The organism is Sporomusa sp., assembly GCF_035561255.1.
Lineage (GTDB): Bacteria > Bacillota > Negativicutes > Sporomusales > Sporomusaceae > Sporomusa.
Genome location: NZ_DATMXX010000024.1, coordinates 1 through 14548 on the forward strand (window position 1 = coordinate 1; position 14548 = coordinate 14548).

At 46.5% G+C, this 14548-nt stretch carries 11 protein-coding genes and 2 riboswitches; of the genes, 6 read left to right on the top strand and 5 right to left on the bottom strand.

Annotated elements, in window-relative coordinates; all coding sequences use genetic code 11:
- Nucleotides 1–45 precede the first annotated feature (45 nt).
- Nucleotides 46–477, top strand: a complete 432-nt coding sequence (locus VN379_RS01180) for an Lrp/AsnC family transcriptional regulator (protein ID WP_325529967.1) — start codon at nucleotides 46–48, stop codon at nucleotides 475–477.
- Between the two features lie 16 nt (nucleotides 478–493).
- Entirely contained in the window at nucleotides 494–1465 is a 972-nt protein-coding gene (locus VN379_RS01185) for an EamA family transporter (RefSeq protein ID WP_325529969.1), read from the top strand.
- 63 nt (nucleotides 1466–1528) lie between these two features.
- On the opposite strand, the gene cdhD is transcribed toward VN379_RS01185, so the two are convergent.
- From cdhD to VN379_RS01200, 3 genes are all read right to left on the bottom strand, one after another.
- Nucleotides 1529–2488, bottom strand: a complete 960-nt coding sequence (cdhD, locus tag VN379_RS01190; protein WP_325529971.1) for a CO dehydrogenase/acetyl-CoA synthase subunit delta — start codon at nucleotides 2486–2488, stop codon at nucleotides 1529–1531.
- 52 nt (nucleotides 2489–2540) lie between these two features.
- The gene (gene acsC, locus VN379_RS01195; RefSeq protein ID WP_325529973.1) at nucleotides 2541–3887 is read right to left on the bottom strand and encodes an acetyl-CoA decarbonylase/synthase complex subunit gamma; all 1347 of its coding nucleotides are present in this window, start codon (nucleotides 3885–3887) and stop codon (nucleotides 2541–2543) included.
- A gap of 337 nt (nucleotides 3888–4224) precedes the next feature.
- Entirely contained in the window at nucleotides 4225–5460 is a 1236-nt protein-coding gene (locus tag VN379_RS01200; RefSeq protein WP_325529975.1) for a pyridoxal phosphate-dependent aminotransferase, read from the bottom strand.
- 172 nt (nucleotides 5461–5632) lie between these two features.
- A riboswitch (glycine riboswitch) is annotated at nucleotides 5633–5736 on the bottom strand.
- A 5-nt stretch (nucleotides 5737–5741) separates the two neighbouring features.
- A riboswitch (glycine riboswitch) is annotated at nucleotides 5742–5822 on the bottom strand.
- A gap of 519 nt (nucleotides 5823–6341) precedes the next feature.
- On the opposite strand from VN379_RS01200, the gene VN379_RS01205 reads away from it, so the two are divergent.
- The 4 genes from VN379_RS01205 (at nucleotide 6342) to VN379_RS01220 (ending at nucleotide 12022) form a co-directional block, all read left to right on the top strand.
- Entirely contained in the window at nucleotides 6342–7760 is a 1419-nt protein-coding gene (locus VN379_RS01205) for an aldehyde dehydrogenase family protein (RefSeq protein ID WP_325529977.1), read from the top strand.
- A 39-nt stretch (nucleotides 7761–7799) separates the two neighbouring features.
- On the top strand, nucleotides 7800–9017 hold the full coding sequence (locus tag VN379_RS01210; RefSeq protein WP_325529979.1) for a PucR family transcriptional regulator: 1218 nt from the start codon (nucleotides 7800–7802) through the stop codon (nucleotides 9015–9017).
- A 181-nt stretch (nucleotides 9018–9198) separates the two neighbouring features.
- Nucleotides 9199–10518: a 4-aminobutyrate--2-oxoglutarate transaminase gene (gabT, locus tag VN379_RS01215; protein WP_325529981.1), complete on the top strand. Its 1320-nt coding sequence runs from the start codon at nucleotides 9199–9201 to the stop codon at nucleotides 10516–10518.
- Between the two features lie 94 nt (nucleotides 10519–10612).
- Nucleotides 10613–12022 (top strand): amino acid permease, encoded by a 1410-nt coding sequence (locus VN379_RS01220; protein WP_325529983.1) that lies wholly within the window; start codon nucleotides 10613–10615, stop codon nucleotides 12020–12022.
- Between the two features lie 100 nt (nucleotides 12023–12122).
- Here VN379_RS01220 and VN379_RS01225 read toward each other — a convergent pair whose 3' ends face one another.
- Together VN379_RS01225 and VN379_RS01230 are read right to left on the bottom strand one after the other, a co-directional pair.
- Nucleotides 12123–13574, bottom strand: a complete 1452-nt coding sequence (locus VN379_RS01225; protein WP_325529985.1) for a nicotinate phosphoribosyltransferase — start codon at nucleotides 13572–13574, stop codon at nucleotides 12123–12125.
- Between the two features lie 13 nt (nucleotides 13575–13587).
- Nucleotides 13588–14490 (bottom strand): NUDIX hydrolase, encoded by a 903-nt coding sequence (locus tag VN379_RS01230; protein ID WP_325529987.1) that lies wholly within the window; start codon nucleotides 14488–14490, stop codon nucleotides 13588–13590.
- Nucleotides 14491–14548 lie beyond the last annotated feature (58 nt).

Here is a 14548-nt window from a genome sequence, read left to right on the forward strand (position 1 = left end):
CAACAGACCATTGATAGAATTATAATTATTTCGAGGTGAAGAGTTTTGGATAATATAGATAAAAAAATTCTTTGTTTGCTACAAAGAAATGCACGAGTATCTAATGCAGATATCGCTCGTGAAGTAAAACTTGCTCCTTCGGTTACTTTATCCCGCATCCGCAAATTAGAGGAAAAGGGGATCATCACAGGCTATGAGGCTAAGCTAAATCCCCACGAATTAGGATTGGATATGCTTGCCTTTGTCTTAATTAAAGTATCAGGAGATAAGGATATTGAAGGCAGCTTAGTGGATATCCCGGGTGTCCAGGAAGTGCATAATGTTGCTGGTGATGATTGTTACCTGATCAAAATCCGGACTCGCAATACAGAATCTCTCAGCCTATTATTAAAAGAAAAAGTTCGGGGAGAGTCAATATCCACCAAGACCATTATTGTTCTCAATACATTGAAAGAAACAACGCAACTCACCTTTTAACTATGGAGGGAAAAGCATGAATTCGCCAAATCGTATTTCATATCCAATCGCCCTGGCTTTGTTAGCAGTCTATTTCGCCTGGGGCGGAACCTATCTGGCAATGAAATTTGCAGTTGAAACCTTACCGCCATTTTTGTTGGCTGGTATCCGGTTTGTCATAGCTGGCTTGCTGCTATATCTGTGGGAAGCTGCAAAAGGCACTAAGAAACCCGACAAAATCCATTGGCGCAATGCCACAGTCATTGGCGGACTTATGCTTTTAGGTGGTAATTCCCTGGTAGTTTGGGCAGAACAAACCATTTCTTCCGGGATTGCAGCATTAATCGTTGCTACCGTACCCTTATGGATGACCTTATTTGCCTGGCTATGGCAGGGAAGTGCGAAACCCAATGGTTATGTAATAGCTGGATTATTGCTAGGCTTTTTAGGCCAAATATTACTGGTCAACAATTCGTTACAGAACTCCAGTTATCACCCGGAGCAGTTTTCAGGTTACCTCATCTTAACCTTTGCTGCGTTATTCTGGGCAGCAGGTTCTGTGTATTCGCGCCAGGCTCAATTGCCCAGCTCTGCACTCATGTCGATCGCCATTCAAAACTTAGCAGGCGGTATTCTTTGCTTACTTGTTGGGATTTCACTGGGTGAATTAAGCCAACTGCATATTGCTAATGTATCAACCCGTTCTTTGTGGTCTTTGGCATACTTAATCTTCATCGGCTCACTTATTGGATTTAGCGCCTATATCTGGGTATTGAAAAAAGCCGAGCCTGCAATTGTTTCAACTTATGCTTATGTCAATCCTGTTGTTGCTGTGTTGCTAGGCTGGGCATTTGCCAATGAACACCTGACTATGAATGATGCCTTTGCCGCGCTTGTCATATTGGCAGCTGTGCTCTTAATTACCATAGCCCCGAAAAAGAAGGCTTCCGGCCTCAGAGGTCATAGCAACTCTTATCTGCTTTCAGGCTTAGATGGAGATGGTATCTAACTCTTCTAACCCTAAAATCACTATACTACCAGCCTGCTTGTGCTGTAGATTTTTGTACATGAGTTAGGCTGACAGCTCGTCCACGTTTCTTTTGAAGAGGCGAATCGCCTCCGGATGGCGCATTACCATAATATTAGCACCAGCCTGAAGCAGGGTGGTTGCGGTCAGCGCTTCCCATAAAATGGCCCGTTTGGCCTGATTTCCCCAGTCAGGGAAGTCTTCTTCAGCCGCAATCGCTTCTTTAGCCCGCCAGGCTTCATGGCCAACATTGCAAACAACCGGCATGGCTAGTCGTTCATCGCCGTTCAGCGCGTCCAGACGGCCCCGTTCCATAATCGAATAGGTATAATCCATTCCATATCCCAGGGCGCATGTCCCGGGGTCCATTAAGATGTTATCGGCAGGTAGGCCTAATTCGGTAATCAGAATCTGGAGCTGTTTACACATATTGATATCAACAGTGCCAAGAGTCAGAACTTTATGGTTGTGAACCAGGGCTGCAGCGGCAATGGATTTATAATTATCGTGTTTCGCAAGCCCCAATAATAGATTCTCACCAGCGGCAGCTTCAGCAATCACAGGCATAATCGCGTTGTCTTTCTCGTCAATACCACAACCGGTTACAATTAGCGGTACACCTACGGCTGCCAGCACATCTTTTACCACATTAGCGAGCTGTTCCGGCGTTTTATTACCCAGCTCAGGGTCAGCACCTTTAAGTCGTAACAGAATCAGATCTGCACCAAAATCCACGGCTTTTTGGGCCCAGGCGGCAGGGTTGCCGGAAACACCGGCATATACATCCCGTAAAACGGGGTTCCATTCTGTTGGGGGGATATCCCATATTTCGATGGCCACGACCGCTTTATTAGGCTGTTCGCCCTCGAAAAAGAGGAATGGCAGTGTAGCATCCCCCCCGACGGTAACGGTATTGGTGCGAGTGCCACCCTGTCTTTTGGTCGCACCAAGGGTAACGGTGTGAATGCTTCCAATATATTTTTCATTTATAAAATCTATATCCATGATAAGGCTCCCTTCCATTTTAGAGAACAATAGCTCATAAGCTGTGCCAGTGCTACGCTTTTCTCGGATAATACGCTTTGGCAAAGGCCGGTATACCCACAGCCTCCTGCGGTCCGACAATGACATTCCACCCGGATTTCTCTTGTAGTTTACCGCTGATCACAGCAACATAACCGGGAATGACCAGCGATCTGTGAGTAACCTTTTCCGCAATGCCGCATTTTCGGACGAACTCGCTAATGATTTGAGCGTCAAATCGCCCTGATGCCCAGGCAGTAAGTACCGAAGTACCTTCAGTGTCAACAGCGATAATATATCCGGGAATTTTACTGGCGATAACCTCACCCTCAACCGCATAATAGGTAAGAGAAAAATTAGTGCAGACATATACTGGAGATTCAGGGGTAACAGCCCCGATTTCGTATAGATTAGCCTCTACGGCAATAGGTTTCTGCGGATCGGTATAGATGTTCATCCGGCAGGTCAACAAGGGCAGCACATAAGGCTTCTCATCAGCTTTCAAAACAACAACGCTGGCGTATTTAGCCACAAAAACCCCGGCTTGCAGGATTTCTTCATTAGGGTCTTCCGCAGTTGTGAATGCAATTGTGGGAAAACCAAATGGACGGAATTTTTTCCTGAGGGCCAGGCGGCGCATTCTGGTCAATGCTACCAATGCTGTTGCGGTATTCCGAATACCGGTATCAATGACCAATTCTTTGTATTCACTGGACACTTTTTCGATTAAAACGGCAGTATCCTCCAAACCTGTGCCTTTAACAATTACCGGAACAGCATAGCGCTTAGCCAAAGCGATTATCTCCTGCCAGTTGTCGGCAGTTGCGGAGCCAACCAGTGGTTTTTGGCCGGCAATACCAGGCAAAGCGGCTTCAAGGGAGTCAGCCTGCTCGGTTAGGAGTACTAAGTGAAGGTTTTTGGCTTGGGCAGCAACCGTATCCACAGCAGCTTTGAAGGTCTCGGGTGTTTGAGAGTCGTTGGTAACAGCAATGGCATTGACACCGATTTGCTGGCCCATCCGTTTCATAGTTAAGTCATTAATTGTCCTGATTTTATCATTAAGCTCAGCACTGGACATGGTATCAGAAACCTTAATGACAATAGCGGTTTGATTGATAAAGGTTTTATCATGACGAAAGAGTACAGTTTCGCCCCCCAGGGTAATCTGGTTGGGACCGGCACCAACGGTTACCGAGCGCATAGCGGGAGCGAACGCGCTGTCTAAAAATTCTTTTGCTGTTGCAGAAACGTGGGGACACAGGTCTAACGATGTACTGCCATTAGACAGTGCCATCGCAAACGCAAGACAAGTTGACAGACCACAGTCTTTACAGTTGGTTCTCGGGAGCTGTTTGAAGATATCAAGCCCTGTTAATGCCATATTGGTTTCTCCTTTGTTTAAGAACTATTTGCTTTTAATCGCTATTCATTTTACCTAGTGTATTTTCTCCCCAAACTTTAATCAATATTTTACCAAGTCGCTATAACCATAGATAGACTTATCCTATAGTCATTCTGGCAAAGTTATTTACGCGCCAGCTGGGATAAACCGGTTATTAATATTTGCACGGCGATAACCGGGCCTTCTCTATTATGTATAATTGTAGAATTTTTTATATATTTCAGTCAACCCCTCAGTTTTTCTGCCCCCCAAATAATAAAACTCCTATCTCATTCATGCAGAATTTAACAGGAGTTTTCGCTATTTTGCCGTTATACTATTCTCTCACAAAATCTATCGCCGCTTTTATCCTGGCGGCAATTCCTCTCATCTTCATTGTCGGGATAGCACATACCGATACACGAATACCCTTGGCCAAAGGGACAAGGTATATATTTTTTTCTTTCAGCACTTCACATACGGCCTGGGGCTTACTGCAAGGAATTGTAAGGAAGAAGCCGGACCGGTATGGCAGCATATTGAGCTGAACGGCCTTGGCCTCGCAGCTGAATATAGCAGCCCGTTCCTTGATAATCTGCAGTGATTCAAGTCGCTCTTTATCGCTTCTTTTTACCAGTTCAGGGTTAGAGTAGATCACTGATAATATCTTGGAGGCTCCCCGGTTAACACTTGACCAACTTGCCCTGCTTGTAATCTGATTGGTTTCGAAAAACTCCTCAGCCACCGCAGCGCTCCTGGATACACAAATCATCGCCCCTACCCGTTGTCCGTACATGGTGAAGCTTTTTGACATGCTGAAGCAGATGATTGGCAGGACATTTGCCGGCAGGTTAGCCAGCAAAGGGAAAAATGCCCTGCTGATCTTCTGGTCTTCCGTATAATCAAGATAGGCCACATCAATGGCCAGGATAATCGACTTTCCGGCAGTTGCCAGCCTGCCTGAGATATCCAGAACGGCCTGCCACTCGCTACTAGTCATACTATAGCCGGTGGGATTATGTGAGGGGGTATTTAGGATTACAACAAGCCGGTCTTGTCCTTGCAACAGCTTTGTGATCTTCTGTTCCAGTTCGCCAACATTGAACCTGTCGCCATCAAACAGCGAAAACGTCTCAAACTTTCTTTGGGCGTCTTCGGTTATTGATTTATAAGGCCCCCAGCACCACTCGCTTGATAGTACAGTTTCCCCACTGGAGGAATAATTGGCTACTATATTGTGCAGAGCACCGGTACCGCCTGGCGTTGCGACTGCTTTAATATGGCCTTCAGGACGATATTCCCGGAATACGTGGCTGATGGCTGCCTCCAGGTAGTCAGGTGTCCCCTCCAAGGGTGAGTAAGCTACGACCTCATTCATTGGCAGGTTCCGGTAGATTTCTTCTACTGTGGGTAAACAAAAAATAGTTTCGGTTTCATCCAGAAAGGTTCCCGGCGCACCATTAACCACCTGATCATTGCCATATATCTTTCTAGCCTCATTCGCTTCAGCCACAACAGCAAATATTTTATCCGGAGAATATTTCCCCCATGTATGTGGTGCTGTAAGCATCATAAACTTCCCCTCCCAATTAAATCTAATTCTCTTGATCCAAACCAATACCGCAGAGTCCTTTTCGCACAAAAAATAAAGAGTCAAATCTATTAGATCTGACTCTGGAAAGCAAATAAACACTAGCGTTACCTGATTAGCGCACTAGGCAGCACAAATAAAGACTATCTGTGCATTGTTTATCTCTGTCCTTTTGCCTGAGAGATTTATCAGCAAATTTTTTTTTTGCTGGGTTTCCCCTTCGGCGCCCTTTTGCAGGGTCTCTCCAGAGTCCCGTCCATGTGCGGTTCTACCCGATAAATCGAGTGCCTGAAAGTATTACTCCTTCGGCGGGCTATAATTAGCCGCTCTCCCGCAAACTTCATCCGGAAACAGTATTCAATTCGGCAGTCAATGTAGTACCTGAAGTTATTATAAAGCATTTCCCGCCCCAGGACAAGGTTACATTATAAAGACGCAGGGACGGTGGTCGTGTCTTTTCTTATGACAAAGCACTGCTCCTGCTCTTATCCTATACCCCTTGGCAATGTACTTTTTACTGTCACTTATTATGATTACTGCACAGTAAAGCCAAAGGGACGATGGTTGTGTCTTTTCTTATGCAAACCACCGCTCCTTGCGCTTACCCTGTACCCCTTGGCAATGTACTTTTTTACCGCCACTTATTATGATTACTGCACAAATTTTAATAAATAAATTGTGAATATATCACAATACGCTTTTATTGACTGCCTATAGAAAGTTTGTTATTCTGAAACTGTCATAGCAATTCCTGTCAGGAATTCTTAGTCAATGAAGACTGGAACGTAATGTGTATATGCATTACATCCCAGTCTTCATTGTATATTGTCAATCCAATTTCAAATCAGGATAGGGAGGTAAACATGCAAGACTATGGTTTATTTATTGATGGCGCCTGGAGTGTAACCGAGGAAAAAATCAGTGTAACCAACAAAGCCACTGGCCGAGAAATCGCCCGTATTTCCGCCGCCGGGGAGGCCGAGGTAAAAAAAGCGGTTGATGCTGCTGAAAAAGCCTTTAAGACAGTAAAGCTTGAACCGTATGCCCGGTATGAAATATTGCTGAAAGCCAGTCAACTGCTCAAACAAAACCAAAAGAAAATGGCAGAATTCCTATCTCTTGAGGTAGGGAAACCGATCAAGGAAGCTACTGCCGAGGTAGCCCGGGCCGAACAGACGCTCATCCTGTCTGCCGAAGAGGCCAAACGGATGACCGGGGAGATGGTGCCGCTGGCCGGTGCGCCAGGCTGCGAAAATCGCTGGGCGTTTACGCTGCGGATGCCTGTGGGGATTGTTTGTGCTATTACCCCGTTCAACTTCCCGCTCAACCTGGCCTGTCATAAGATTGGCCCGGCGATAGCTGCAGGAAATACAGTCGTGTACAAACCGGCTACAGTGACCCCCTTATCGGCAGTATTATTATGCGAGATCTTTGCCGAAGCCGGCTTACCTGCAGGGTATCTGAATCTTGTAACAGGATCAGGCTCCAAGCTGGGAAAGCTATTGACTGAAGAAGAAAGGATTGCCTTCTACAGCTTTACCGGCAGTCCATCTGTTGGAAAAATTTTACTCAAAGATGCAGGATTCCGGCGGGTAGCGCTCGAATTAGGCTCTAACTCAGCCAACATTGTGCATCATGATACCGACATCACAGCAGCTGCCGGGTTATGTGCCAAATATGCATTTGCCAATGCAGGCCAGGTATGCATTTCCTGTCAGCGTGTCTATGTGCAGCGGCGTGTGTACAGTGAATTTTGTGACAAGGCAGTGGCCTATGCCCAAAAGCTCGTTATGGGTGATCCCCTTGATCCGGCCACCGACATCGGCCCCATGATCAGCGAGCAAGAAGCGGCGAGAACGGAAGAGTGGGTTAATGGGGCAGTTGCCCTGGGAGCCAGGGTACTGACAGGCGGAAAACGGCGCGGGGCCTGGTTTGAACCAACTATCTTAACCGATGTTGGCGCTGATATGAGTATTGTCTGCCAGGAAGCTTTTGCCCCTGTTTTTTCGATTATCCCCTATGATACGATCGAGGAGGCCATTACGATGGTCAATGATTCTGTCTATGGGCTACAGGCCGGTGTGCTTACCGATTCTTTGGAAATCGCCAGGTTATGTGCCATGAAGATTGAAACAGGCGGGGTTATCATCAATGATGGCGCCACCTTCAGAACCGACAACATGCCTTATGGCGGCATCAAGGAAAGTGGTATCGGCCGCGAGGGCCCGCAGTATGCAGTGAAAGAGATGACTGAAGAGAAGCTGATTGTTTTTAAATTTTAGCTGTTAGGCCAGGTTTAAACCGGGAGGGGGCTGCCAGTTGTGATCAGCTGCCAGGAGATATGTACGTTACCGTCTTTAAAGAAGCTCACACTTGTTGCCGGGAAAGCCGGATTGGAACGCCGGGTACGCTGGGTGCATTTTATTGATTTGCCTGACGTAGTTCCCTGGGTGCAGGGAGGCGAGCTGCTGATTATCACAGGTATCGGTTTAAACGGTGAGGTGCATAGGCTAAAAGAGATTGTGCACGGCATTATCAAGAAAAAGCTGGCCGGGATTATTGTTAATGTGGGGCCCTACATCAAAGAAGTACCAGCTGAGGTTATTAGCCTGGCCGATCAGGCTAATTTCCCGGTTTTTGTGCTACCCTGGGAGGTAAAACTGGTCGAGGTCACCGGCGACATCTGCAGGCATATTATTATGAAACAAACCGAGGAGCGGTCAATCAACGATTTTTTAGAGCAATTATTGTTTCGTCCCTCGTCCGATCCGGAAGTCATCATTCAGCGGGCGGCTTATTACGGCTATGATTTAACCAGACCGCATCAGATAGCCATTATAAGCCCTGCCCGCTTACTTGAATTTGTCCAGGGTCAAAAGGCCAAAGCAGAAAAGGACCTGGTGGCCCTCAAAATCCGTTTTGAGCAAATTGTCCGTGATGTGCTAACAATACGCAATCAGAAAATCCTGTCCATGCTGCGGGTTGATGATGTTATCTTGCTTATGCCTTATGAGGATAAGGCTACCGGTTCATGCCGGAATATTGAGCTTTTGACAGAGATATTGGCAAGGCTTGCTGCTAAAATACCAGGGTTAGCCGTTACTGCCGGTTTAGGCGGCAGATTTGAAAGGTTGCCTGATGCCAAACGCAGTTATACTCAGGCTAACAAGGTCCTGCATTTTTCTGCGCAGCAAACACGCTCTAAACAGATACATGTCTATGAAGAGTTAGGCATCTACAAGCTCCTATTTGAGATGGAGTCTGACAAACTGACAGCCTATCACCAGGAGGTCATTGAACCGCTTCAGGACTATGATGCTAAGCATCACATGGAACTGGTAGATAGCTTGTTTGTGTATTTTGAGGAAAACTGCAATGCCGTTAAAACAGCGAAACGTCTGTTTGTCCATCGTAATACTTTGGATTACAGGCTCAAAAAAATCGAGGAAATATCGGGGAGAAATCTTTCTGATCCCTATGATCGCCTAACGTTGCAGTTAGGCGTTATTGTCGGCAAACAACTGGGCAGTGAGCTGTAAATATATCACAAAGCCGGCTATTATAGTTTGTGATGTGCTCACATAGACGCACTTTCGTGCATCTGATACTATTTGACTATAAACAAAAGCTGAATCATTCATTTGGCAAAGGCGCTGAATGTATATCACACAGGATATATACTCAGCGTTTTTTGATTATTAGTCAGGGAGGCACATTACGATGGGTAATACGCAAGGTAAGTCAGCAGCACTGATACAAAGAAAAAACAATGCAGTTCCCCGGGGAATTGCTAATTCCACCGGTGTTTTTGTGGAAAAGGCCAGCGGTGTTGTCATTACCGATGTAGAAGGCCGGGAATTTCTTGACTTCTATGCTGGAGTAGGGGTTCTAAATGTTGGTCACTGCCCTGAGCCGGTGGTCAATGCGATCAAACAACAGGCAGATAAGTTACTGCATTCCTTTTTTGCCATTGCCATGTATGAACCCTATGTCGAGTTAGCGGAAAAATTAAATTCGCTGATGCCTGGTTCCGGTACCAGGAAAACGATGTTTGCCAACAGCGGCGCTGAAGCTGTCGAGAATGCCGTAAAGATTGCCCGGCATGCAACTAAGCGAACAGGCATTATCGCTTTTGAAGCGGCTTTTCACGGACGCACCTTTATGACCATGAGCCTTACCAGTAAGGTAAAGCCTTATAAATACGGGTTTGGCCCGTTGGCCCCGGAGATTTATAAGGTCCCTTCCGCTTATTGCTACCGCTGTCATTATTGTTCTACCTATCCGGAATGCGGCATGCACTGCCTGGAAAACTTCGAACGTTTTTTCACAGCAGAGATTGACGCCGAGCATATTGCCGCCATGATTATTGAGCCTGTCCAGGGAGAAGGCGGCTTCATTGTACCGCCACCGGAATTCTTACCAGGGCTTAAGGCCATTTGCGAGAATAAGGGCATTTTGTTTGTGGCCGATGAGGTGCAAACCGGTTTTGGCCGTACAGGTAAAATGTTTGCTGTCGAAAACTGGGGAGTCGAGCCGGACATCATGACTACAGCGAAATCCATCGCAGCCGGTGTTCCCTTAAGTGCAGTCACAGGCAAAGCCGGGTATATGGATGCACCGGATGCAGGAAACATTGGCGGCACCTATGGCGGCAGCCCGCTGGCTTGTGTGGCAGGTTTGGAGACAATCAAATATATTGAGGATCACAAGCTGTGCAACAGGGCTGAAGCCATTGGCCACACCATTATGGCCAGGCTGAAAACCCTGCAGGAACGATGTTCGGTCATTGGCGATGTCCGGGGTCTTGGGGCCATGATCGGTATTGAGTTGGTTAAGGACAGGAAAACCAAAGAACCAGCCAAAGAACTTACAGCTAAGGTCGTGAAATACTGTTTAGAGCAAGGGGTCATGTTAATCAGTGCCGGTATTTTCAGTAATGTAATCCGCCTGCTGATTCCGCTGGTAGTGACTGATGAACAACTGGACCGGGGGCTGACAGTGCTGGAGCAGAGTATTCTGCGAGCGGCGACCGAAGCCTAGTACAACAAGATAGTTGCAAGCAAAGACGCTTGTCGACAACCGCGAGGTTGTTGGCAGGCGTTTCTTTATATAAAAATAAGAGGAGGCGAGTATAATGAAGGAAAACACGCTCCACCTGGAAAAGGAAAACCTTAAAAAGGATCTCAAAGACAGGCATATACAGTTGATTGCCATTGGCGGTGTTATCGGTGTTGCGCTGTTTATGGGTTCAGCCCAGGCAAGCAAGCTGGCAGGCCCGGCGCTCACCCTGGCGTACGCGATTGGCGGTATTGTCATGTATTTTGTGTTACGGGCCCTGGGCGAGGTTGCTGTAGAAAACCCGGTAGCATCATCCTTTGCCGGTTATGCCCGGGTTTTCTGCGGGCCATTGGTCTCATTTATTACCGGCTGGAATTATTGGTACCAATGGGTTGTTTTGGCGATGTGCGAGATCTCAGCCGTGAGTATGTACATGAAGTATTGGGCACCAGACCTTGAGCAATGGATTCCGGCCCTCATCTGTCTGGGTGTGATCATGGCCGTTAACCTGATTGCGGTTAAATACTATGGTGAATTTGAGTTCTGGTTTGCTTTGATTAAGGTTGTTACGATTATTGCCATGCTGGTAGTTGGTTTTGCAATGATTCTCTTTGGTATTGGTAACGGTGGTGTGGCGATTGGTTTTTCTAACCTGTGGACCCATGGCGGCTTTATGCCTTTTGGCTGGACCGGTGTTGCCATGGCCCTGGTTATGGTCGTGTTTGCTTATTCCGGCGTTGAGCTTATCGGGATTACGGCCGGCGAGGCTGTTGATCCTGAGCGTTCCCTCAAATCAGCCATTGATAAGGTGTTCTGGCGGGTGCTGATTTTCTATGTGGGCTCGATGGTTGCGATCTTATCGATATTCCCTTATGAAACCCTGCCCAAAGGTGTCAGCCCGTTTGTCATGATCTTTGAGAAAGCAGGGATTCCTTATTCAGCCTCACTGATCAATCTGGTCATTCTGTCTTCGGCAGCCTCCTGCCTCAACAGCTGTATCTATGTTTGTGGACGGATGCTCTATGGCCTGGCACTCCGGAATGAGGCTCCCGCCTTTTTAGGCAAACTGTCGTCAACCCAGGTACCGGCAAATGGTATTCTATTCTCCGGTGCAGTGTGTCTGATTGGTGTTTATTTAAACTATATCTCGCCTGACAATGTGTTTTATTATATGTCCGCAATCACAACAACAGGCTGTATGTGGACCTGGTCGCTAATCATGTATATTCAGTACAAGTGGCGGAAAAACCTGACAACTGAACAGATTGCCAATCTGAAATATCCGATGCCCTGTTATCCCTATGCGAATTATGTAGTTGGTGCCTTTATGCTGGCGGTAACTCTGGGTATGGGGTATGACCACGATAATCTGGTGGCCTTATATGTTGCCCCGGTCTGGTATGCCATTTTGTATATTCTGTACCGGTTATTCAAAATAGGCGAAGCCCAACAAAAAGCAGATCTGAGCATCCGTACTGAATGGTAAAGCCTGAGAATACAAGGAGGTCGAGAGATTTTCTCTCGACCTCCTTGTCATACAGCAGGCTGTATCGCCGGCGAATCACTGCTTGCAAGCAAGCTTGAAGTTACTTAACCGAAAACTCCATCAGCAGTTTCTCCCTGACATCCCATAACGCCTGTGATAAATCCACGTAATAATTATGGGGATTCTCAAATCGCAAAACCTCGTCCCATAATGTTCCAACCTGTTCCTGGCAATAGCCCTGAATGGTTTTTAAATCAGGGTTCTCATACACACACTTACCTTTATCAAATATCTTCGTCAAAAGTTTTTTAGCAAAGAAACCGCTTACCGTCTTTCTCTTCCAGGTATGTACAGGATCAAATATTACATAAGTTTCATCGATGCTTTCATCAGCCAGGGTTATCACATCGGCGATTGCCTTCCCACTGTTACTTTCAAACAGCCGCCATAATTGTTTGTGACCAGGGATCGTTATTTTTTCAACATTTTCACTGAGTTTGATTTTGGGAACAATCTGGCCCGCCTCTTCAACAGCAACCAGCTTGTAAACACCACCGAAAACAGGTTCAGATTTCGAGGTAATCAGCCGCTCCCCAACACCAAACGAGTCCACTTTAGCTCCCTGTACCAGAATGTCTCTGATTATGTATTCATCCAGTGAATTGGAGACTAATATCTTGCAATCAGAAAAACCAGCGTTATCCAGCATTCTCCGGCACTTTTTAGACAGATAGGCGATGTCGCCGCTATCAATACGTATACCTTTGGGACGGAAGCCTCTTGCTACTACCTCTTCATTAAATACCTTGATTGCGTTTGGTATTCCAGATTTCAGCACATTATAGGTATCTACCAGCAACAGGCAGTTATCAGGATATATCCGGGCATAAGCCCGAAAAGCATCTATTTCATTATTAAATGTCTGAACCCAGCTGTGAGCCATAGTACCAACAGCAGGTATGCCAAAATCGCGTTCAGCGATTGTGCAGGCCGAGCCGACGCACCCCCCGATAAAAGCCGCCCGCGCGCCAAAAATGGCGCCGTCATACCCTTGTGCCCTTCTTGAGCCAAACTCAACAACCGCCCGGCCCCGGGCAGCGCGGACAATACGGTTTGCCTTGGTTGCAATCAGGCTTTGATGATTAATTGTCAGCAGCACCATGGTTTCCACCAATTGGGCTTCAATAATCGGCCCCCGGACCGTAACTATCGGCTCATTGGGAAAGATAGGAGTGCCCTCAGGCACCGCCCACACGTCGCAGCTAAACCTGAAATTCCTAAGATAGTGTAAAAATTCCTCGTTAAATAGTTGCTTGCTTCTCAGAAAATCGATATCCGCATCAGTAAAACTCAGACCCTTCAGGTATTGGATCAGTTGTTCTACCCCGGCCATTATGGCAAAACCGCCGCCATCAGGAACTTTGCGAAAGAACATGTCAAAATAGGCTATTTTATTTTGTAAATTGTTTTGAAAGTACCCGTTCCCCATTGTTATTTCGTAAAAGTCTGTCAGCAGTGTTAAGTTAATCCTTTCCCCGGCTACGTCCCCCATGCCCATTCTCCTCTCATTCGATAATCTTCATCCATTTGGGGTTAAACCTAAACAACTTGGAAGGCCGGTGCCCGGCATCCCTGGTATACTCGTCTGTTTCAACCACCATATCCGCAATCTTCCGTCTAAAGTTTGCCTTTAAAAGCCCGGTGTCAAGTATGATTTCATAAACCTGCTGCAGTTTAGTTAAGGTAAACCGTTCTGGCATTAGGTTAAAAGCGATATCGGTGTACTCAATTTTGTTACGCAGTCTTTGGATGCCATACTCAATGATTTTCGCATGGTCAAAGGCAATCCCGCTGCATTCGACAATGTCCCGCTCGACCCTTGTTCCCTTATTCTCTACGGTTTTCACTGTTTTTATGGCGGCTGAAAGCTCCTGATCTTCATGAGAAAGCCTCAATTTAAATACCTGTTGCAAAATATAGCCTGTAGCAGTGACTGTTTTTTGTTCCTCGTCTAACTTGCAGGAAACAGTAAACCAGGCAGCATCGGCAACATTCTGGCTAGCCTCAATTCTGAGGCTGGAATTATCAACAAGGGCCATATACGAGGCACAGATAACCCTTGTACGGGGATCGCGGTCTACAGCCCCCCAGGTATATAGCTGTTCCATATATATTTCACCGATGTTTGTTTCTTCTTGCAACTTCCTTCTTGCCGCTTCGTCAAGGCTCTCCCGCAAGTGCACAAACCCCCCAGGCAGAGCCCACTGGTTCTTATACGGATGACTGCCCCGCCGGATCAACAATAAGCGCAGTGATTTCTCCGGTAACTTCCGGTAGTTCTTTTTTTCTTCTTCGGTTACAGTAAAAATTAGCATATCTACGGTAACAGACAGGCGATCATATTTACTGGCATCATAGCTTGATAAAAATTCAGCTTCAGTAAGCCCCTGCTTATTGACCTCACTCATCCACCAATCACCTTTTGTCTCCTAATATTATCTTAGTGTTAATATCATTTTAATAATA